Source organism: Rhodanobacter humi, from assembly GCF_041107455.1.
Classification (GTDB): domain Bacteria; phylum Pseudomonadota; class Gammaproteobacteria; order Xanthomonadales; family Rhodanobacteraceae; genus Rhodanobacter_A.
Map to the genome: position 1 here is coordinate 199,487 of NZ_JBGBPY010000001.1, position 21,305 is coordinate 220,791.

A 21,305-nucleotide genomic window follows, 5' to 3' on the forward strand; every position below is an offset into this window, starting at 1 on the left:
CAACGCGCATGACTGCGCCGAAAAAATCCACCCTATCCCTCAAGCGCGCGCCGGCCAGCGACGCCGCGCCGCTGGAGGAGCGCCTGCACAAGGTGCTCGCCAACGCCGGCCTCGGCTCGCGCCGCATGCTGGAACAGCGCATCCAGGCCGGCGAGATCGAACTCAACGGCAGCCCGGCCACCATCGGCACCAGCGTGCACGCGGGCGACCGCGTGGTGATCGACGGCAAGCAGTTCGTGATCGCCACCGACAACCGCGGCGACGCCGAGGTGCTGATCTACCACAAGCCCGAGGGCGTGCTGACCACCCGCGACGACCCCGAAGGCCGCCCCACCGTGTTCGAGCAGCTGCCGCGCCTGAAGGGCGCGCGCTGGGTCGCCGTGGGCCGCCTCGACATCAACACCACCGGCCTGCTGCTGCTCACCACCGACGGCGAGCTGGCCAACGCGCTGATGCATCCGCGCAGCGGCATCGAGCGCGAATACCTCTGCCGCGTGCACGGCGAAGTGCCCGACGAGGTGATCGAGAAACTCAAGGCCGGCGTGGAACTGGAAGACGGCCCCGCCCGCTTCGACGAGATCGCGGTGATCAGCCGCGGTGGCAGCCACAGCTGGTTCCGCGTGGTGATCCGCGAGGGCCGCAACCGCGAAGTGCGCCGGCTGTGGGATTCGCAGGGTTTCCTGGTCAGCCGGCTCAAGCGCATCCGCTACGGCAGCATCGAGCTGCCGCGCACCCTGCGCCGCGACGACTGCGCCACCTTGGACGAGGAAGCCGTGAAGCAGCTGCGCCAGACCGCCGGCCTTGGCGCGCCGCAGCCCGTGCTCACCCTGAGTCCGGTGCTGCACCAGCGCCGCGCCAGCCGCAACGTCACCGAGTACCGCCCCGAAAGCGGCGCCACCGGCGGCTGGAGCAGCGCCCATCACGACGAAGCGCGCGAGCTGCGCGCCTACGACCGCATCCGCGAGGAACCGCCGCGCGGCCGCCAGAAACAGCGCGCCCCCGGCCGCGAAGTGAACGGCAACGTGGCGCGGCCCGAGCGCGGCCCGGGCGCCGGCCTCCGCAAGAAGAACAGGCGCGGCGTCGCGCCGGGCCAGGAACTGCCCTCGGTGCGTACCTGGTTCGCCGGCGACAGCCGCGACGGCGCCGCACGCCCGGCCGGCGCGCCAGGCAAGCGCCGCGGCAGCAAACCCGGCGGCGCCCGTGCCGGCACTGGCCAGGCCGGCTTCGCACCAGCCAGCCCCTACGGCGGTTTCGGCGGCGGCCACGGCAGCAGCCACGGCAACGAAGCCCGCCCGGGCGGTCGCGGCCGCCCGCAGGGCCGGGCGGCAACCGCCCGCCGCACGGCGGCGGCCGTCCCAGCGGCAATCGCCCGCACGGACGCGGCGGCAGCGGCGGCAACCGTTCCGGCAACCGATGATCCGCGTCTACCACAACAGCCGCTGCAGCAAGTCGCGCGCCACGCTGGCGCTGCTGGAAGGCCGCGAGGTCGAGGTGGTGAACTATCTCGACACACCACCGGACGCTGCCGAACTGAAGCAGTTGCTCAAGCAGCTGGGCATTCCCGCGCGCCAGCTACTGCGCACGAGCGAGACCGTCTACCAGGAACTGGGCCTCGCCGATCCCGCGCTCGGCGATGACGCCCTGATCGCCGCGATGGTCGCCCACCCGATCCTGATCGAGCGCCCCATCGTGGTCGCGAACGGCAAGGCTGCGATCGGCCGGCCGCCGGAGGCCGTACTGGCCATCCTCTGAGGGCGAAGCCTGGCGCGGCTTTCCTCGCCAGGCTTCGTTGCCCGCGATTCAATCGCCGTCGGCCGTCACGCGCGTCGCCGAGACGAGCCCCTTGACGCCGCCTTCGGCCGTCTTTCCGTCCGGGGAATACTGGGTCAGCGTGAAATTGCCGAAGTAGCTGTTCCCGCTGCGATCCAGCGTGATGTATTCGCGGATATTGGTCGGGCCGATGAAGGTCTTGCCGGTCGGATCCCAGCCCAACGCCCAGTGGTTGAGCCGGTAGGTCTGCGGCCCCGTCCGCGTCCAGGCGCCCATGCAGAAGCTCTGCGTCATCGGCGCCCGGCCGGAATTCATGAGCTCGGTGCCGTCGGCATGCCAGGTGGCGAAGCCCTGGTCCAGCACGGTGCCGTCGCGTATGCCCGGATCACCCTTGGCGGTGAAGGTGAAGCGGTACAGGCCCGTGATCGGCTCCAGTTCCTGCAGGGGGTTGGTCATGCCGGGCACGAGTTGCTGCAGGCTGACCTTGGCCGCGTTTGCAGCCATGGCGTTGGACAGGCCGGCCGGCAGCAGCGGAACCGGGCCGGCCGCCGTTGCGTCGCCGATTCCGCAAGCTTTTGCGTTGTGGCAAAACACGGTCGACAGACCGATCGCCGTCAGCGCGAGAACGGTGTGCAAGCGAGTATTCATGGCGTTGCCCTCAATGGTCGATGGGGTGGCACCCGCGGTGCGGCCCGGAGATAAACTGCGCGTCGACAGGGGCTTGAGTCATGATGGTTCGGCGAGGGAATCGCGAGAATCGAAGTTCCCGCGATGGCGGTGAGCCGAACCACGGCGACGGTCTGCACCATGGGAAACGACAGGATCTCGACGCACCCGGAAGCGCCCGCCAGGTTCGCGTTTGCGAACGTGGCGATCGACGCGGTCACCCATCGGCTGACACGCGACGGCTGCGAGGTCGGGATCGAGCCGAAGGCCTTCGCCGTGCTGCTGGAATTCCTCGCCCACCCGGGCCAGTTGCGCAGCCGCGACGAATTGCTGGACGCCGTCTGGGGCCACACCTATGTCACGCCGGGCACGCTCAACCGCCTCGTCGCGCAACTGCGCCGAGCCTTGGGCGACGACAGCGAAAACCCGCATTGCATCCAGACCGTGCACGGACTCGGTTACCGCTTCATCGCGCCCCTGCATGTCCACCCGCAAGCGCAAGTCCAACCCGCGTTGCGCTTCACCCCGCCCGCACAGGCCCACCTGCCGGAACGCTCCGGCCAACTGGTCGGCCGCGAGCGCGACATCGAGGAGCTGGTGCAGGCATTGCGCGGGCACCGGTTGTTGACGATCGCCGGCCCCGGCGGCATCGGCAAGACCCAGGCGGCAGTGGAAACCGCGCGGGTTTGCGCGGCGGATTTCCCCGATGGCGTCTGGCTGTTCGACTGCACGCCGCTTGCCACGGGAGAAGCGCTGGTACAGCGGGTGACCGCCATGTTCGATATCCGCGGCACCCTCGACGGGAACGAATTGACCACGCGGCTGTGCGAGCTGCTGCAACGGCGCAAGGCACTGCTGCTCTTCGACAACGCGGAACGGATTGCGGAACCGCTCGCGACACTGACCAGCGCCCTGCTGGCCGCATGCGCATCGCTGCACGTGCTGGTGACCAGCCAGCGCCGCCTGAACTGCGCCGACGAATCGCTGCATTGGCTGGAGCCGCTGGCGGTCCCGCCGCCGGGTGCATGGAGCACCTGCGACGAAGTTGCCGAATTGATGCAGGTGCCGGCCGTGCAATTGCTGCTGCTGCGCCTGCGCGCGGTCTCCACCCGATTCGCATTGACGCCGTCGAACGCCGCGGTAATCGCGGAAATCTGCCGTCGCCTCGACGGCCTGCCCCTGGCGCTGGAACTGGCCGCGGCGCGCCTGCGCATGCTCAGTCCCGAGCAACTGCTGGCGCGCTTGAACGACCACCTGCTCAGCCTTGCCGAAACCAGCCCGAACCGACCGGCACGACATCAAACCCTGTACGCGCTGATCGAATGGAGCTACGCGCTGCTGTCCGAGGGCGAGCAATCCCTGTTGCGCGGGTTGGGTGTCTTCAACGGCGGTTGCACCCTGGGCGGCGCGAACGTGATCGGTGCGACGTTCGGGATGGATGATGCGCAGACGCTCGACCTGCTTGGCGGCCTGATCGACAAGTCCCTGCTCGCCTTCGATGCAAGCGTCAACCCGCCGCGCTACATGCTGCTCGACAGCGTGCGGTTGTTCGCACTGGAGCGACTCGTCGAAAACGGCGAAGAGGCGCGTGCACGCGATGCGCACCTGGCGCATTTCGTCGATTTCACCGAGCGCGTGAATGCCGGAATCCTGAGCGACGTCCACAAACCCTGGGTCGGCCGCGTCAGGCGTGAGAGCGCCAACCTGCATGCTGCCTTCGACCATGCGTCGACGCGACCGGATCTGGCCGAGGGTGCGCTCGCGGTGGTCGGCAATCTCTGCTGGTATTTCCGCGGGGCCTGTGATTTTCTTCAACCGGCGCAATGGCTGGAACAGGCATTGCAGAAGGACCCTTCACCCACGTTGTACCGCGCCCGCGCCTCGATCGCGCTTGGCATGGTGCTGCACCAGTCGCTGGATCACGCGCATGCCGGAGCGCGCCTGCGCGAAGGCATCGCGCTCGCCTCCGGCCTGGGAGACGCGTTCCTGGCCGGTGCAGGCCAGGCGATCCTGGCTTTCGAACTCGCCACCTGCGGGGATTTCACGGGCGCCGAACCGTGCGTAAGGGCGGCGCTGGAGATTGCCGAGGCGCACAACGACAGCTGGATTCATTCGAATGCGCTGCTGAGTCGCGGCATAGTCCAGGCCCTGAACGATCGCCACCGCGAAGCGGAAGCGAGCATGAGCGAGGCGGTGGACGACCTGTCCACGCGGAACGATTCCTTCCAGCGGGCCTACGCGCTGATCAATCGCGCCCTGCAGCGCTTCTATCTGGGGAATTGGCGGGGCGCCGCGCAAGACTGGCTGTCCGACCTGGATGTGTTCATCCCGATCCAGAACTGGCGTGGCGCGGCGGGTTGCGTGGAAGGCATGGCGTACGTTGCCGCCGAATGCGGCCGATTCGAGCGAGCCGCACGCTTCCTGGCCGCGGCCGCGCAGGTGCGCGACTGGACCGGCGCGCCGCTGATGCCGCAATGGCGGAAGGCGCAGCAGGCCGTCGCCCGGAAAGCACAGGACGCATTGGGGGCCGCGGAATTCGAGCGCGTGCAGCAGGCTGGCGCCGCTGCGCGCTTCGAGGACGTCGTGGCCGAAGCACGCATGATGCTGGCGGAAACCGTGACGACTCAGGCATCGCGCAACGGAGCGAGCAAGCCGTACGGGTCGTAATGCGCGCGCAACGCGGACAGTTTCACCCGGGTGGCGGAATCATGCGCCAGTTTGCCCAGGTCGCCCGTTTCGCCCGTGAAATTCGGCTGCATGCCGGCGCGCGCGTGGGGGGCGAGCGCGGTGCGCAGCCCGCGTGTCCAGTCGCGCACGGCGGTGAAGCGCTCCGCCGCACCGGCGTGGCCGATCACGTTGACGAAGAATGGCGCATCGCGGTTCGTGAAGGCCGTGGCACCGCCGGGAACGGCGGCCACGGCACCGCCCATGTGGTGCACGTGCACTTCGCACAGTGGATCCGGCGGCGTGGCCGCCAGCGGAACCAGGGCGCCGATCAGTGCGTCGTCGAGCGCATCGAGTTGCGAGGTCGTCCAGTAATAGTGGTCACCCGCTGGAGCGGAAGGGTCGAACGCCTGCTGCCACGCGGCGTATGGCATCACGCCTTCGTGGCGCCCCAAGGGCTGGCCGTGGTTCGTGAGCGGCGCCAGCACCAGCGGGCCTTGTTCGGGCTCGCCGCTCCAGCACCAGGCGAGCGCGACCACGCGTTGCCCGTGTGCTTCGGGTGGCAGGAACGGCAAGGGCGGCGCGGTGGTGAATACCAGCATCGCGACAAGGGCCTCCGGCGCGCCCGGCGTGAATTCGCGGAACTTGCGCAACAGGCCCGGGGCCGCCTCGACGGGGTGGAACACCACGCCGGCATAGACCTCGCCGACCGCATGCAGCCGATAGCAGAAACGCGTGACGACCCCAAACCCGCCCGCCCCGCCGCGCAGGGCCCAGAACAGGTCGGCGTGCCGCCGCTCGCTGGCCACCACGCTGCGGCCGTCCGCCAGTACCACGTCCGCCTCGATCAGGTTGTCGGCAGCCAGGCCGCAGCGGCGCATCAGCCAACCCACGCCGCCACCCTGGGTGAAGCCGCCCACGCCGGTGGTGGAGACAAAGCCACCAGTGGTGGCCAGGCCGTGCGGCTGCGTCGCCGCGTCCACGTCCCGCCACAGCGCGCCACCCTCGACGCGCGCGATGCGTGCCTGCGGATCCACCTCGATGCGGTTCATCGCACCCAGATCCAGCATCAGCGCATCGTCGCGCACGGCCAGCCCGGCCACGTTGTGGCCGCCGCCGCGCACGGTCATCGGCAGGCTGGCGCGGGCGGCAAACCGCACCGCGGCACCGACATCGTCGGCATCCAGGCATTGGGCGATGGCGAGCGGGCGACGATCGATCGCGCCGTTCCACACGCGGCGGCGTCGCTCGTACTCGGCATCGCCGGGCTGCAGCACGCGGCCCCGCAACCCCTCGGCCAACTCCTGCCAGGCAATTCCGGTGGGCATGACCCTCTCCCCTTTCGCGACGACGACACGGCACGCTGCCGGCCGGTCGGCATCATGCATCAGGCGAAAGCGGCAAACATGATGAAAGCGTTGGGGTTTGGCGAGAGGTCCACCCGGCCGTAACCGGGTGGACCGATCCGGTTACGGATCGCGTGTGGGTGCGCTCATCGCGGCGATGGCTGTGCCCCCCATCGCGATCAAACACCCCATCGTGGCCGCTCCATGGCAAGGCCGTGATCGGCCGTCCGCCGGAAGTGGTGTTCGCGATACCCGATCTGGCGCGCTTGTCGAGATCAATCTTGGCGACATGCCGGCTTGGCCATCCGGCTACTTCATCGCACCGATTGTCGCCTCGTCCAGCTCACCCGTGACCGGCAACCCGCGAATCTTCTGGAACTTCCGGATTGCTGCCGAGGTGCCGGGGCCGGAAAGGCCGTCGACCTTGCTGGTGTACAAACCCAGTCCGGCCAGCTTGCGTTGGGCGTCGGCCAGGGAAAAGTCGTCGGCAGACTGGGTCGAGCCGTCCACTGCAAGCTTGCCGCCGGTACCCAGACCACCTGCAACATGTTGCGGCGCGTATGCGCGAACAGCCTGTACCAACTGGTTGTAGGAGTCGAGGAAAGCCCCCGCAATGACCTTGCCTTGCGGTGTCTTGCTGTACGCCCCCATGGCTCCGGCGCCGCCGCCACCGATACCGAGCGCGCCGAAGCCGAAGTCCGTGTTTTTCGCGCTGCCTTCCGCCGCAGCCACCTGCACGCCCGAGCGCGTATCGACAAGCATCAGCGTTGTGGAGGCTTCACTTGTCTTCATGGATCCGGCCACGGCGCCGATGATCGCGCCGTAAGGCAGCAAACCCGCCAGACCAGCGGCGCCGCCACCCGTATTCTGCGAAAACTGGATGGTAGGCGTGACCACGTAATCGGCAGCAACCATCTGCCCCTTGCCCATGTTGCTGCGGTTACGCAGCTCGCCCGAAGCGCCGAGATCGCGCTCCTGCATCATCGAGTTCATCGCACGACCGCGATCCACCACGACAAAGCAATTGCTCTGCTGAATCATCAAACGGATCAGCGGTGTCGCCGCGGGCAAGTGATACTGGGTCGTCAGGATGATGTACCACGACTGGCCGGTATCTTCCTCGACTGCAATCGTGCCCAGCGGGCGATCGCAATGCTCGAGCGTCTTGGCGGCATTGGCACTCGCAGCACCGCCTGCCGACCCGCCGACCGGATTCTTGCTGCCACCGACAGCCATGTCGGAACAGCCGCAAACCAACAGCGACGAACTTACTGCAAGCGCCAGCAGGACCGGCTTCATAGAATCAATTCTCATGACAACTCCTTGTGTTGAACGATTGGATGCGCACAGACAGGCTCGGACTTCTTTGTTCCCCTTTGTTGAAACAGACAGGCAAGGCTTCGCGAATGCGCATTCACCGGTGCCGGCGAGCGTCATATCGACAAATCAGATGAACGGGTGGCTGCTTGAGACAGACAACCGACACAGCTCCGGTTGCCACGCCGACTGCAAGGTGTCGGGCAATGGTCCGAGGGTGCCGTTGGAAAACCTGGCACGCGCGGATACAAGGCTTCCCGGTGTCTCACCGCGGCAAAATCGCGGGACTCGACCCTCACCGGTACGACGCAGGTCGTCCTGTCTGATACGTCCATGAACAACATGATCTTCCTTGAAGCACCACCATGGCGCTTTCCCCCTGAGCACTGCCGACACCACGCATTGCGCGCCGGCAGCGGCGTGTCATCAAGGCTAAGTTATCCGAGGCGCGCATATCAAGCGCGACAACCCGCTTTGATCTCGAAATTTCTTCAAATGCAGACATCGTCACGTCGCCCGGATTAAGCAGACAGACGACGTCAGGATTTGCCTACATTTCTCGTCTTTCGCGCTGATTGCATTCACGCAAATACGCGATGATGCAGAGTCAGCCGGATTCGAGCGTGAACGCGTCGGCGTCCATCCACGCCGGAAAGCGTTCGCGGTGCGCGAGCAGCGGCGCGGGATCGAGAGTGAGCGTGGCCACCTGTTCCAGCGCACCGCATTCCACCAGCGCTTCGCCCACCGGATCGAGCACCGCGCTGTCGCCGGCGTAAGGCAGCTCGTTGCCGTCCACGCCCACGCGGTTCACGCCGATCACGTAGCTGAGGTTCTCGATCGCGCGGGCGCGCAGCAGGGTGCGCCAGGGCTGGCGGCGTGGCGCGGGCCAGTTCGCCACGAAGATCGCGAGGTCGTAATCCATGCCGGCCGCCGCGCTCGCCAGCCGGCGGTTGCGCAGCCACACCGGGAAGCGCAGGTCGTAGCAGACCTGCGGCAGGATGCGCCAACCCTTGAGTTCCACGATCAGCCGTTCGCTGCCGCCGCCGTAGCGGGTGTGCTCGCCGGCCATGCGGAACAGGTGGCGCTTGTCGTATTGCTCGAAGCTGCCGTCCGGGCGCGCCCAGATCAGGCGGTTGTACACGGTGTCGCCCTCGCGGATGGCGAGGCTGCCACACAGCACGGCGCCGACTTCCTGCGCCAGCGCGCGCATCCACGCCACGCTCTCGCCGTCCATCGTGTCGGCGCTGGCACGAGTGTCGTTGCTGAAGCCGGAGAGGAAGGTCTCCGGCAGCACGATCAGGTCGCTGCCGCGCGCACGGCGTACCAAGGCACCGTAGTAGTCGCGGTTGGCCGGCGCGTCGTGCCAGCGGGTGGCGCCCTGCACCAGCGCGACCCTCAGCGGCTGCAAACTCACAGCTTGCACAGCCGCTCGGCGGCCGCCTCCATGGTGGCGTCGCTCTTGGCGAAGCACAGGCGCAACAGGCGTGTGCCCGGCGCGGTTTCGCAGAACGGCGACAGCGGGATCGCCGCCACCCCGCCCTCTTCCACCAGCCAGCGGCTGAAGGAAAGATCATCCTCGTCGCGGATCGCCGAGTAATCCACCAGCTGGAAGTAGCCGCCCGGCACGTCCAGCAGCTTGAAGCGCGAGGGCGTCAGCAGCGCGCGGAAGCGGTCGCGCTTGGCCTGGTAGAACGCGGGCAGTTCCAGGTAGTGCTGCGGATCGCTGGCGAGGAAGTCGGCAAACGCGGCCTGCGCGGGATGGAAGCTGCAGAACGTGAGGTACTGGTGCACCTTGCGGAATTCCGCCGTGAGCGCCTTGGGCGCCACCGCGTAGCCCAGCTTCCAGCCGGTGCAGTGGTAGGTCTTGCCGAAGGAGGAGACCACGATGCTGCGCGCGGCCAGTTCCGGATGGCGCAGCACGCTCTCGTGCTGCCGGCCGTCGTAGACGATGTGCTCGTACACCTCGTCGGACAGCACCACGATATCCGTGTCGTGCACGATCGCGGCGAGCTCGTCGAGATCGGCCGCCGACAGCACCGCGCCCGAGGGGTTGTGCGGGCTGTTGATGAGGATCATGCGCGTGCGCGGCGTCACCGCATCGCGCACACGCTGCCAATCCACCGAGAAAGCCGGGGCGATCAGCGGGAGGTGCACCGCCTTGGCGCCCTGCAGCTCGATCGCCGGTTCGTAGCTGTCGTAGGCGGGATCGAACACGATCACTTCCTCGCCTGCGCGCACCACCGCGGCGATCGCCGCGAACAGCGCCTCGGTGGCACCTGAGGTGACGGTGATCTCGGCATCCACGTCGGGGCGATGGCCGTACATGCGCGCGGTCTTCGCAGCGATCTGCTCGCGCAGCGGCGCGGTGCCGTGCATCGGCGCGTACTGGTTTTTCCCCGCGTTCATCGCGCGCGTCAGCGCGTCGCGCAACCCTTGCGGCGGTTCGAAATCGGGAAAGCCCTGGCCCAGGTTCACCGCCTTGTGCTCCAGCGCGAGCTGGCTCATCACGCTGAAAATGGTGGTGCCGACCTTGGGGAGTTTGGTGTCGATCTTCATCGTGCCGCCATATGGAAGTCCAAACGAAAGCGTAGCATGCGCATGCAGCCGCTGTAGGAGCGCACCCTGTGCGCGAAGGCTCCTGCTCCGATCAGCGTCAGGGCCTTCGCGCACAGGGTGCGCTCCTACAGATCGGGCAACGCGCGCGTCTTGCACTCTTCGTGCTTGCGCAAGGTGGTCGCGGGCAAGCGTTCGGCGAGGAAGTCCACCAGCGCGCGCACACCAGGCAGCATGCCGCGGCGGCTGGGATAGATGAAGTGCATGGTGCCTTCCGGCGCGCTCCATTCCGGCAGCAGCACCTCCAGCTCGCCTCGGGTCACTGCCGGCGCGCAGACGAACTCCGGCAGCAGGGTCACGCCGATGCCGCGGCGCGCCGCTTCCAGCAGCACGGCGAAGTCGCCGCAGATCAGGCGCGCCTGCACTTCCACGCTGACGCGTTCGCCGGCCGCGTCGATCAGCTCCCAGGTCTGCGGGCCTTCGTGTTCCTGCATCGACAGCGCCGGCAGCTTGGCCAGTTCGTCGGGATGCTGCGGTCGGCCCAAGGCATCAAGCAGCGCAGGGCTGGCCACCGGCAGCACGCGCGACTGGCCGAAGCTGCGCACCACCATGTTGGCGTCGGTGTCGAGCTTGCTGCGCACGCGGATCGCCAGGTCGTAGCCTTCGCCCAGCAGATCGACGCGGCGGTTGCTGGAAAGCACGCGCACCTGCAGCCGCGGGTACTGCGTCAGGAAGTCCGGCAGCACGTGGGCGAGGATGGTCTGGGTGAGCGACACCGGGCAGCTCAGGCGCACCACGCCGCGCGGTTCGGCGCGCAGCTCGTCCACCGCCTCCTGCGCGGCGCGTGCCTCCTCCAGCACCGCGCGGCAATGCGCGTAGAAGCGTTCGCCCACCTCGGTGACCACGAAGCGGCGGGTGGTCCGCTGCAGCAGGCGCACGCCGAGCCGGTCCTCCAACTGCGCCACCCGCTTGCTGAGCCGCGACTTGGGCACGCCCAGCGCCCGTCCCGCCGCGGAGAAGCCGCCGTGCTCGACCACGGCCGCGAAGAAATACAGGTCATTGAGATCCTGCAAGGCGCCATTCAACTGCAGCATGAGCGTTTCCTTTCCAGAACGACCAGTTCAAGTTTTGCCGGCTTATCACCGGATTGTTCCAAATATACCTTGATCGCGTCGCCGGACACGCCGGCCCCGATCAGGAAACCGCCATGAAACTCTTGCACATCGATTCCAGCGCGCTGGGCAGCCATTCGGTTTCGCGCCAGCTGTCCGCGGAGGTCGTTGCCGAACTGCAGCGCATGCATCCGGGCATCGAGATCCGCTACCACGACCTCGCCGCCCAGCCCCTGCCGCACTGGACACCGGTGGCCGACGCCGCCGATCCCGCCGCCGTGCGCGGCAGCGAGATGCTGGACGAATTCCTCGCCGCCGACATCGTGGTGATCGGGGCGCCGATGTACAACTTCAGCATCCCCAGCCAGCTCAAGGCCTGGCTGGACCGCATCGCCGTGGCGGGCAAGACCTTCCGCTACGGCCCCAACGGCCCCGAGGGCCTGGCGGGCGGCAAGCGCGTAATCGTGGCCTCCAGCCGTGGCGGCGCGCACGCCAACAGCCCCATGGATTTCCAGGAGCCCTACCTGCGCGCCCTGCTCGGCTTCCTCGGCATCGACCACGTGGAGTTCGTGCGCGCCGAAGGCGTCAACATGGGTGACGACCACAAGTCGAAGGCACTGGCCGCGGCGCGCCAGGCCATCGGTACGCTGGGAACGCTGGCCCGGGCCGCCTGAGCCGCGCCAGCTCGAAGCAGAACCCGCGCAAGGCCAGCCCCGTGCTGGCCTTGCGCTTTTTCGTGCCCGACTGCCGTCCCGGGACCACCCCTGCCATCAGTCATGTTGCCAAACCGGCAGGTTCCGCTTGACGGGCTCAGTTTCAGTGTTATAGTTCACTACAACACCGGTCCACGAGCTCACTAGAGGAGAGTCGACATGAACGCGAAGCACGAGTCCCGCACGAACCGTCCCGCCGTCGTCACCGACGACGTCTTCGTCTCCACCCTGATCCCGGCCCGGCATTGGATCGCCTCCGCCGCTGCCCTGGTGATGACCTGTCTGACCCTGGCGCTGGTGAACCTGCCGGTCCGCACCCCCGAGGTGGCCTGGATCAACGGCATCCACGTAACCAACCTGGCGCCGGTCGAGGTGACCCCCACCGCCGCCGAATGGAAGGCCGCGACCCTGCTGGAACATGCCGCGGTGGGCATCGCCACCCTGCCCGACGGCGGCAGCGCCGCGCGGCTCGGGGCGCAGTTGGCCATGCCCTACTATTCGTTTGGCTCTTCGACGGCCGGCATCGCCAGCAGCAAGGAATAATCCATGACCATCACCTGGAACGACAGCATCCCGATCTATCGCCAGCTGCACCAACGCGTGGTGGCGATGATCCTGGATGGCGCCTTGAACGAGGGCGACCCGCTGCCGTCGGTGCGCCAGGTGGCCGCGGATTTCCAGATCAATCCGCTGACCGTGTCGAAGGCGTACCAGGAGCTGGTCGACGAACGCTTGGTTGAGAAAAGGAGGGGCTTGGGCATGTTTGTCATCGAGGGAGCGCGCGAGGAACTCTTGAAATCCGAACGCGAACGTTTTCTGCGCGAGGAATGGCCCGCGCTGTACGCCCGCCTGCAACGGCTGGGCCTGGACCTGAAGACCCTGCTGCGCGAGACGCAGGCCGACCCGGAGAAGCCCGCATGAACGCCGTCGTCGTCGCCAGTGGCCTGAGCAAGCGCTACAAGAACACCGCCGCGCTGGACAACGCGAGTTTCCGCATCGAGGCCGGCCGCATCGTGGGCCTGATCGGGCCGAACGGCGCGGGCAAGACCACCGCGCTGAAGGCCATCCTCGGCCTCACCGATTTCCAGGGCGAGCTCAGCGTGCTGGGCCTCGACCCGCGCAAGCAGCGCGGCAAGCTGATGGAGCAGGTCTGCTTCATCGCCGACGTGGCGGTGCTGCCGCGCTGGATCCGGGTGCGCGAGGCGGTGGACTTCGTCGCCAACGTGCACCCACGCTTCGACCGCAAGAAGTGCGAGGCCTTCCTGGCCCGCACCAAGCTCACGCCCGAGCAGCGCGTCAAGCAGATGTCCAAGGGCATGATCGTGCAGCTGCACCTGGCCCTGGTGATGGCGATCGACGCCCGCCTGCTGGTGCTGGACGAGCCCACGCTCGGCCTGGACATCCTCTACCGCAAGCAGTTCTACCAGAACTTGCTGGAGGACTACTTCGACGAGAACAAGACCATCATCGTCACCACCCACCAGGTGGAGGAAGTCGAGCACATCCTCACCGACCTGATGTTCATCCGCGACGGAAAAATCGTGCTGGATGCCGACATGGATGCGGTGGGCGAGCGCTTCGCCGAAGTGATGGTCGGTGCCGACAAGGCCGCCGCCGCCCGCGCGCTGAAACCGCTGGACGAGCGCCAGGTCTTCGGCAAGAGCATCTTCCTGTTCGACGGCGTCGAACGCGCGCAGCTGGAGGCGCTGGGCGAGATCCGCCGCCCTGCCGTCAGCGACCTGTTCGTCGCCACCATGAAAGGGACCTACGCATGAAAACCCCGGCTCTGAACGAAATGTACTGGCTGGTGAAGCGCGAGTTCTGGGAGCACCGCGGCGGCTTCCTGTGGGCGCCGGTGATCACCGGTGGCGTGTTCCTGCTGCTGAACCTGATGGGCGTCATCGCCGGCGAGGTGTTCGGCGCGCAGCACGGCATCCATTCCCTGTTCAACGCCCGCATCCACATCCTCGACCACGCGCTGAGCGCGGACGAGGCGGCCCGGGCGGGCATGCTGATGGACATGGTGATGTACTCGACCACGTTCATCATCAGCATCGTGCTGGGCTTCGTGGTGTTCTTCTACTGCCTCGGCGCGCTGTACGACGACCGCCGCGACCGCAGCCTGCTGTTCTGGAAATCGCTGCCGCTGTCGGATTCCGCCACCGTGTTCTCCAAGGTGGTGGCCGGCACCCTGCTGGCGCCGGTGATCGCGGTGGTCTGCGGCGTGGTCACCGGCATCGCGATGCTGCTGATGTACGTCACCACGCTGTCCTTCCACGGCGTCGGCGCCTGGCACCTGCTGGCCTATGCGCATCCGTTCCGGGTCGTCGCCAACCTGGTCGGCACCATCCCGCTGTACGCGCTGTGGGCCTTGCCCGCCACGGGCTGGCTGTTGCTCTGCTCCGCCTGGGCGCGCAGCAAGCCCTTCCTGTGGGCCGCGGTGCTGCCGATCGCGGTGGGCATGATGCTGGGCTGGTTCAACCTGATGGGTGCGCCGGTCATGGGCAACAACTGGTACTGGAGCGACGTCTGCGGCCGCATCCTGCTCAGCGTGTTCCCGGGCAGCTGGCTGGGCGCGGGCAACTACCAGGCCGTGAGTAGCGATGCGGTACACGGGCTGGACGCCCTGAACCTGGGCACCGCCTACAGCGTGATGGGCAGGCCGGGTTTCTGGATCGGCGCGGTCGCCGGCCTCGCCCTGCTCGTCGGCACGATCTGGCTGCGCCGCTGGCGCGACGACAACTGATACCCAGCCGTACTCAAACGAGGAGAGCAACGATGAAAGGCAACGCGTTCACCGGCAGCATCCTTGCGCTGGCCCTGCTGCTGCCGCTCACGGCCTGCAGCCAGTCCAACCAGAGCGATACGGGCACCGGCGGCAACGGTGACGTGGCCAAGGCGATGCAGGAAGCCCGGCAGCAGACCTCGCCGTCGGTCATCGCCGCGGAGGTGCAGAAGGGCATCGACAAGGCCAAGCAGGAGCTGGTCACCCAGGACATCGACGTCACCAGCGTCCGCGTCGGCAAGGGCGAGCACCACGATCACGACAACCGCCCCAAGGCCGCGATCACCCCGCAGGGCGACCTGCTGATCGCAGGCAAGAAGGTTGATGCCACAGCGGAACAGCATGCGATGCTGCTGGATTACCGTCAGCATATCATCGGCATCGCCGAGGCCGGCATGGACATCGGCGCCAGCGGCGCCGACCTGGGCGTCAGCGCGGCACGGGAGGCGATCTTCGGCGCGCTCGCCGGCAAGAGCGACAAGGAGATCGAGGCCAGCATCAAGCCGCAGACCGACAAGATCCAGGCCGCCGCCCTGCGCTTGTGCAAGAAGCTGCCCGACCTGCTCGTCTCGCAGCAGAAACTGGCCACTGCCCTGCCGGCGTTCCAGCCCTACGCCACGATGACGCAGAAAGACGTCGACGACTGCGGCAAGGACATCGCCGACAGCAACGGCAAGAAGGGGGTCGCCGTGTTCTCCGATTGATCCCGGCCTGCATCAACGTCGACGGAACCCTCCGATGAAACTTCGCTCCCTCGCCTGCACTGCCCTGCTCTGCACCCTGCTCGCCGCCTGCGGTCGCGACAGCGGCACCACCATCGCCGGCGACAACGGCAGCATCCAGCTGCGCGACGGCGTGGCGGTGATCCACGTCACCGGCCAGCCTGACGCACGCGTCAGCGGCGATGGCGACCTCAGCATCGACGGCAAGCCGGTGACGCTCACTTCCGACCAGCGCGACCTGCTCAAGCAGTACTACGTGGGCGTCTACAAGATCCGCAGCGAAGGCATCGCCACCGGCAAGGCCGGTGCCGCGCTGGCCGGCCAGGCCGTCGGCAGCGTGATGTCGGGGCTGACGCACGGCGACACCGACAAGATCGGCAAGGACATCCAGGCGCAAGCCGGCAAGGTCACCGCCCAGGCCGCCGCGATCTGCGACGGCCTCGAACAGCTGCGCGCCGCGCAGGACGCCGTGGCCGCCCAGGTTGCGGCATTCCGCCCCTACGCCACGCTGGACAAGGACAAGGTGGCGAAGTGCAAGCAGGGGATGGACGGGGCGAATCGCTCGCTGGCCGGGCACTGAACTTGAAGGAAGGAAACCCAACCATGTACGGCAACCTGCTCAAGACCCTCGCCATCGCCACACTCGTTTGCATCATGACCGCCTGTAGCGTGCCCGACACCATCATGGAAAACGGCGCCATCACGCTGAAGGGAGATGCAGTCACCCTGCATCTCATCAGCGCGCCCAGGGCGGTGATCCATGCCGATGGCAGCTTCGTCGTCGACGGCAAGAGCATCGCCGTCACGCCGGCCGAGCGCGCCTTGTTGGTCCGGTATTACCAGAGCGTGCATGCGGTGTACGAAACCGGCGTCGCCATGGGCAAGGCCGGTGTCGACATGGCCGCCAAGGCGGTCACGGCCGCGGCTTCATCCTCGACTGACAAAGCGGCCGCGGATGTTTCCGGGCGCGTAGCCAGCCTCAGCCAGGACATATGCAAGGACACTGCCGCGATCAAGGCGGTCCAGGACCAGCTCGCTGCGCAGTTGGATGCCTTCAAGCCCTATGCATTCATCGTCAGTGCGTCCGATGTGACTGGCTGCCAGACCGACGCCAAGGACTGAGCAGCACCCATCTGATGCACGCGGGATCGAGACTCCTGCGCGCATCGAGTTCGCTGCTCCCGTGGATGCTGCCACGAACCACCGACTGCACGAGTCTGTTCATGAGCCCTCAAGACCGAACCGCGCGACAAGCCGGCCTGCTTTATCTGCTGGTAGTGCTGATCGCGCCATACCGCTTGATCTATCTGCCAAATGTCCTGTTCGTGAGCGGCGATGCGGCCGCAACCATCGCCAACATCACCGCACACGAAACGCTGTTCCGGTTCGGCCTCGCCGCCGACCTGGTCTGCGGTGCATTGCAGGCCTTCATGGTGCTGGCGCTGTACCGCCTGCTTGGCGAGGTGAACCGGCGTCACGGCATCGCGATGCTGCTGCTTGGCGGCGCGTTGGTGCCGGCGCTGTACTTCTTCAACGTGATCAACGATGCCGCCGCGCTGTTGCTGGTGCACGGCGAAGGTGCGTTGACCGCATTCGATCCGGCCCAGCGCGCGGCGCTCGCCACGCTGTTCCTGCATCTGCACGGGCAGACCGTGAGCGCCGCCGAATGGCTGTGGGGTTTGTGGCTGTTCCCGCTGGCGCTGCTGGTGCTGCGCTCGGGTTTCCTGCCGCGACTGTTCGGCTATGGGCTGGTCCTGAATGGCCTCGCCTACGCGATCCAGAGCCTGGCCTGGGCGCTGCGGCCTGACTGGCAGGACACGCTGTCCAGCCTGCTCGGCCCGCTGCAGTTCGTGGAAGTGCTGTTCATGCTGTGGCTGCTGGTGCTGGGCGCGCGACGTGGTTTCCGACGCCTGCATGACGAAGCACCGACGCCAACGGGTGCCTGAAACCGGCCTGTCACCGCTTCAACCCGACACAAGGAGCACGTCTTAAACCCGACGACTGCAAGGCCGCTGGAGGATTTCAAGGTACCGGTCAAGCTGAAGCTGGCCGCGCTGTGGACGTCCGTGATGTTTTGCTACATCTACGGCGATTTCCTCGGGCTTTACCGGCCCGGGGATATCAAGGGAATTCTGGCCGGAGAGGGGCTGCTTGGGCCGACCAGCCAGGGTTCACTGCTCGCCGTGGCCATCCTGATTGCCGTGCCCGCCGTGATGATCTTCCTGTCGCTGGCGCTGCCGCCCAAGGTGACTCGCTGGCTGAACATTCTCGTGGGCGTGCTGCTGACCGTGATCGTGCTGATGACGATCCCGGGATCATGGGCGTTCTATATTTTCCTCAGCGTCATCGAGGTAGCGCTGCAGTCGCTCGCCGTCTGGTACGCGTGGCGCTGGCCGCGCAGCACCCAATCGACCTGAACCGATGCTCCATGACGTCATGTCCGCGCAAGCGGGCATCCATCTTGTCCTGATGCGCCGCCCGAACCATGGATTCCCGCTTGCGCGGGAATGACGTCACCACCCAGTTCAGCGTAACGCTGCCGTAGTTTGCGATTTCGGCGAGTGATCGAAACTCACTCGCCGTGGATGCCACCCCTGGTCAACGCCAGCGGATCAAGCAGCTTCTGCAGCTCGGCTTTCGACAGCCCGGTGGTTTCCAGCGCCACGTCCATGATCGGGCGGTGCTGCTTGTAGGCCTGTTTCGCCGTGGCCGCGCCCTTCTCGTAGCCGATCACGGGATTGAGCGCGGTAACCAGGATGGGGTTCAGCGCCAGCGCCTGGTTCACACGCGCCTTGTTCACGACGAAGCCGGCGATGCTCTTGTCGGCCAGCAGGCGCGAGACGTTGGCGAGGATGCCGATGGATTCGAGCAGGTTGAGCGCGATCAGCGGCAGCATCACGTTGAGCTGGAAGTTGCCGGACTGGCCGGCCACCACGATGCCGGCGTCGTTGCCGATCACCCGCGCGGCCACCATCGCCACCGCCTCGGGGATCACCGGGTTCACCTTGCCGGGCATGATGGATGAGCCGGGCTGCAACGCAGGCAGTTCGATCTCGCCCAATCCCGCGAGCGGCCCGGAGTTCATCCAGCGCAGGTCGTTGGCGATCTTCATCAGCGCCACCGCCAAGGTCTTGAGCTGGCCGGACAGCTCCACCGCGTCGTCCTGCGCAGCCATGCCCTCGAACGGGTTTTCCATCGCCTCGAAGCGCACGTCGGTGAGCTTCTTCAGCTCGCGCGCCACCGCGGCGCCGAACTTCGGATCAGCATTGATGCCGGTGCCCACCGCGGTGCCACCTTGGGGCAAGCGGCGCATGCGTTTCAACGCATCCTCGATGCGCGCGCTGGCCGAGCCGATCTGCGCGGCCCAGCCGGACAGCTCCTGGCCGAAGGTGACCGGCATCGCGTCCATCAGGTGGGTGCGGCCAGTCTTGGCCACATTGCGCAACTGGCGCGCACGCTGCTCGATGGTCTTCTTGAGGTGCTTCAGCGCGGGCAGCAAAGCTTCGTGCGCAAGCAGCGTGGCGCTGACGTGGATCGCGGTGGGGATCACGTCGTTGGAACTCTGCCCGTAGTTGACGTGGTCGTTCGGATGCACCTTCGTGCCTGCCCGGGCAGCAAGATGCGCGATCACCTCGTTCGCGTTCATGTTCGTGCTGGTGCCCGAGCCAGTCTGGAACACGTCGATCGGAAACTGCGCGTCGTGCTCGCCGTTCGCCACCGTCAGCGCAGCCTTGCGGATCGCCGCGGCCTGGCCCTTCTTCAGATACCCCAGCCCGAGGTTCGCCTCGGCCGCGGCGGCCTTGATCAGGCCCAGCGCGCGGATGAACTCGCGCGGCAGGCGCAGGCCGGAGATCGGGAAATTGTCGATCGCGCGCTGGGTCTGCGCGCCGTACAGCGCGTCGGCGGGCACCTTCAGTTCGCCCATGCTGTCGTGTTCGATGCGGAAACCGCTCATGACGAAAATCCTTTGTGGCAAGGCCGTTGAATAATCAGTGGGTAGTTTCGTATTTTTGAGCCGTTCGGGCTGAGCGTAGCGCCGAAGGCGCGAAGTCGAAGCCTTTCCGACACCCCTTCGACTGCGCCGCTACGCGGCTACGCTCAGGGTGAACGGAAAATTGGCATTCCTCGCCACTATATGCCAGCAGGCATTGCGCCGCCGTCAATGTAAAATGGCTGTTTCCCCGTGCCGGAACGCCCCGATGTCCAACCACGCCCTCACCGCCCTGTCGCCGCTGGACGGCCGCTACGCCGGCAAGGTCGAACCGCTGCGCCCGATCTTCAGCGAGTTCGGCCTGATGCACCGCCGCGTGCACGTGGAGATCGAATGGCTGCTGGCGCTGGCCGCCGAGCCGGGCATCGCGGAACTGCCGCCGTTCACGGCCACCCAGGTCAAGCAGCTGCACACCATCGCCGACAGCTTCGCGATCGAGGAAGGCGCGCGCATCAAGGCGATCGAGGCCACCACCAACCACGACGTCAAGGCGGTGGAGTACTTCATCAAGGAGCGCATGGGCTCTGATCCTGCCTTGGCACAGGCCAGGGAGTTCGTGCACTTCGCCTGTACCAGCGAGGACATCAACAACCTCTCCTACGCGCTGATGCTGAAGGACGCGCGCGAGCAGGTGCTGCTGCCGGCCTTCGACCGCATCATCGCCCGGCTGCGCGAACTGGCGCACGCGAACGCCGCGCTGCCGATGCTCTCGCGCACCCACGGCCAGACCGCCTCGCCCAGCACCCTGGGCAAGGAACTGGCGAACGTGGCGGCGCGGCTGGAGCGCCAGCGCAAGCAGCTCGCCGCGCTGGACATCCCCGGCAAGATCAACGGCGCAGTGGGCAACTACAACGCCCACGCCATCACCTACCCGGAAATCGACTGGCGCGCGTTCTCGCAGCGCTTCGTGGAAAGCCTGGGCCTGGACTACAACCCCTACACCACCCAGATCGAGCCGCACGACGGCGTGGCCGAATACTGCGACGCGGTGCGCCGCGCCAACACCATCCTGATCGACCTCGCGCGCGACGTATGGGGCTACATCTCGCTGGGCTACTTCAAGCAGAAGCTCAAGGAGGGCGAAGTCGGCTCCTCCACCATGCCGCACAAGGTCAACCCGATCGACTTCGAAAACGCCGAAGGCAACTTCGGCCTCGCCAACGCGCTGCTCGGCCATTTCGCGGAAAAACTGCCGATCAGCCGCTGGCAGCGCGACCTCACCGACTCCACCGTGCTGCGCGCGCTGGGCACCGCGTTCGGCCACACCTTGGTGGCGCTGGAATCGCTGCAGAAGGGCCTGGGCAAGCTCACCGTGAACGCCGACCGTCTCGCCGCCGACCTCGACGCCAGCTGGGAAGTGCTGGCCGAAGCCGTGCAGACCGTGATGCGCCGCTACGGCCTGCCGCAGCCCTACGAGCAACTCAAGGCGCTGACCCGCGGCCAGGGCATCACGAAGGAATCGATGCACGACTTCATCGGCAAGCTGGAGCTGCCCGCCGAGGCGAAGCAGCGGCTGCTCGATCTGACGCCGGGCGGCTACACCGGCTTGGCCGAGGGGCTGGCGCGGGGCATCTGAGCTCACCGTCGTTGCATGCCGTCATTCCGGCGAAGGCCCACAGCTGTCCGGGATATTTCGCAGGCGCTCTTCTCCCCTCTCCCGCCGGGA

20 protein-coding genes and 1 pseudogene are annotated in these 21,305 nt (G+C 66.9%); 14 read left to right on the top strand and 7 right to left on the bottom strand.

Annotated features, from left to right (window positions below):
- Positions 1-8: 8 nt before the first annotated feature.
- Positions 9-1,417: pseudogene (locus tag AB7878_RS00900) on the top strand (pseudouridine synthase).
- Positions 1,414-1,752, top strand: a complete 339-nt coding sequence (arsC, locus tag AB7878_RS00905) for an arsenate reductase (glutaredoxin) (RefSeq protein WP_369492554.1) — start codon at positions 1,414-1,416, stop codon at positions 1,750-1,752. The pseudogene AB7878_RS00900 and the gene arsC overlap by 4 nt, the downstream one beginning before the upstream one ends.
- Positions 1,753-1,800: 48 nt before the next feature.
- Here the strand turns inward: arsC and AB7878_RS00910 are convergent, their stop codons facing one another.
- Positions 1,801-2,418, bottom strand: a complete 618-nt coding sequence (locus AB7878_RS00910) for a hypothetical protein (RefSeq protein WP_369492555.1) — start codon at positions 2,416-2,418, stop codon at positions 1,801-1,803.
- 123 nt (positions 2,419-2,541) lie between these two features.
- On the opposite strand from AB7878_RS00910, the gene AB7878_RS00915 reads away from it, so the two are divergent.
- Positions 2,542-5,103: an ATP-binding protein gene (locus AB7878_RS00915; protein ID WP_369492556.1), complete on the top strand. Its 2,562-nt coding sequence runs from the start codon at positions 2,542-2,544 to the stop codon at positions 5,101-5,103.
- Here AB7878_RS00915 and AB7878_RS00920 read toward each other — a convergent pair.
- From AB7878_RS00920 to AB7878_RS00940, 5 genes are all read right to left on the bottom strand, one after another.
- A complete protein-coding gene (locus AB7878_RS00920) occupies positions 5,061-6,428 on the bottom strand; it encodes an FAD-binding oxidoreductase (protein ID WP_369492557.1) in 1,368 nt (455 codons plus the stop codon). The genes AB7878_RS00915 and AB7878_RS00920 overlap by 43 nt on opposite strands.
- Before the next feature lie 327 nt (positions 6,429-6,755).
- The gene (locus AB7878_RS00925; protein ID WP_369492558.1) at positions 6,756-7,745 is read right to left on the bottom strand and encodes a peptidoglycan-binding protein; all 990 of its coding nucleotides are present in this window, start codon (positions 7,743-7,745) and stop codon (positions 6,756-6,758) included.
- A gap of 625 nt (positions 7,746-8,370) precedes the next feature.
- Positions 8,371-9,171: an amidohydrolase gene (locus AB7878_RS00930; protein WP_369492559.1), complete on the bottom strand. Its 801-nt coding sequence runs from the start codon at positions 9,169-9,171 to the stop codon at positions 8,371-8,373.
- Between the two features lie 2 nt (positions 9,172-9,173).
- Complete coding sequence (locus AB7878_RS00935) at positions 9,174-10,319, bottom strand: pyridoxal phosphate-dependent aminotransferase (RefSeq protein ID WP_369492560.1); 1,146 nt, start codon at positions 10,317-10,319, stop codon at positions 9,174-9,176.
- Between the two features lie 125 nt (positions 10,320-10,444).
- Positions 10,445-11,410, bottom strand: coding sequence for a LysR substrate-binding domain-containing protein (locus AB7878_RS00940; RefSeq protein ID WP_369492561.1), 966 nt, complete (start codon positions 11,408-11,410; stop codon positions 10,445-10,447).
- Between the two features lie 113 nt (positions 11,411-11,523).
- Between AB7878_RS00940 and AB7878_RS00945 the strand changes: the two genes are divergently transcribed.
- The 10 genes from AB7878_RS00945 to AB7878_RS00990 all read left to right on the top strand — a co-directional run bounded on the left by AB7878_RS00945 (position 11,524) and on the right by AB7878_RS00990 (position 18,065).
- Positions 11,524-12,102: an FMN-dependent NADH-azoreductase gene (locus tag AB7878_RS00945; protein ID WP_369492562.1), complete on the top strand. Its 579-nt coding sequence runs from the start codon at positions 11,524-11,526 to the stop codon at positions 12,100-12,102.
- Positions 12,103-12,300: 198 nt separating this feature from the next.
- A complete protein-coding gene (locus AB7878_RS00950; protein ID WP_369492563.1) occupies positions 12,301-12,684 on the top strand; it encodes a hypothetical protein in 384 nt (127 codons plus the stop codon).
- A gap of 3 nt (positions 12,685-12,687) precedes the next feature.
- Positions 12,688-13,062 (top strand): GntR family transcriptional regulator, encoded by a 375-nt coding sequence (locus tag AB7878_RS00955; RefSeq protein WP_367845042.1) that lies wholly within the window; start codon positions 12,688-12,690, stop codon positions 13,060-13,062.
- Positions 13,059-13,916 (top strand): ABC transporter ATP-binding protein, encoded by an 858-nt coding sequence (locus tag AB7878_RS00960; RefSeq protein WP_369492564.1) that lies wholly within the window; start codon positions 13,059-13,061, stop codon positions 13,914-13,916. Before AB7878_RS00955 ends, AB7878_RS00960 begins: the two co-directional genes overlap by 4 nt.
- Positions 13,913-14,887 carry a hypothetical protein gene (locus AB7878_RS00965; RefSeq protein WP_369492565.1) on the top strand — a complete coding sequence of 325 codons (975 nt, stop codon included), beginning with the start codon at positions 13,913-13,915 and terminating at the stop codon, positions 14,885-14,887. The genes AB7878_RS00960 and AB7878_RS00965 overlap by 4 nt, the downstream gene beginning before the upstream one ends.
- Before the next feature lie 32 nt (positions 14,888-14,919).
- Positions 14,920-15,630 (top strand): YggN family protein, encoded by a 711-nt coding sequence (locus tag AB7878_RS00970; protein WP_369492566.1) that lies wholly within the window; start codon positions 14,920-14,922, stop codon positions 15,628-15,630.
- Positions 15,631-15,664: 34 nt separating this feature from the next.
- Positions 15,665-16,228 carry a DUF2884 family protein gene (locus tag AB7878_RS00975; protein ID WP_369492567.1) on the top strand — a complete coding sequence of 188 codons (564 nt, stop codon included), beginning with the start codon at positions 15,665-15,667 and terminating at the stop codon, positions 16,226-16,228.
- A 23-nt stretch (positions 16,229-16,251) separates the two neighbouring features.
- Positions 16,252-16,770 (top strand): DUF2884 family protein, encoded by a 519-nt coding sequence (locus tag AB7878_RS00980; protein WP_369492568.1) that lies wholly within the window; start codon positions 16,252-16,254, stop codon positions 16,768-16,770.
- 101 nt (positions 16,771-16,871) lie between these two features.
- Positions 16,872-17,594: a DUF4386 domain-containing protein gene (locus tag AB7878_RS00985; RefSeq protein WP_369492569.1), complete on the top strand. Its 723-nt coding sequence runs from the start codon at positions 16,872-16,874 to the stop codon at positions 17,592-17,594.
- Positions 17,595-17,702: 108 nt separating this feature from the next.
- Entirely contained in the window at positions 17,703-18,065 is a 363-nt protein-coding gene (locus tag AB7878_RS00990; protein WP_439653816.1) for a DUF6326 family protein, read from the top strand.
- A gap of 155 nt (positions 18,066-18,220) precedes the next feature.
- On the opposite strand, the gene AB7878_RS00995 is transcribed toward AB7878_RS00990, so the two are convergent.
- A complete protein-coding gene (locus AB7878_RS00995; protein WP_369492570.1) occupies positions 18,221-19,603 on the bottom strand; it encodes a class II fumarate hydratase in 1,383 nt (460 codons plus the stop codon).
- 244 nt (positions 19,604-19,847) lie between these two features.
- Between AB7878_RS00995 and purB the strand changes: the two genes are divergently transcribed.
- Positions 19,848-21,215: an adenylosuccinate lyase gene (gene purB, locus AB7878_RS01000; protein WP_369492571.1), complete on the top strand. Its 1,368-nt coding sequence runs from the start codon at positions 19,848-19,850 to the stop codon at positions 21,213-21,215.
- Positions 21,216-21,305 lie beyond the last annotated feature (90 nt).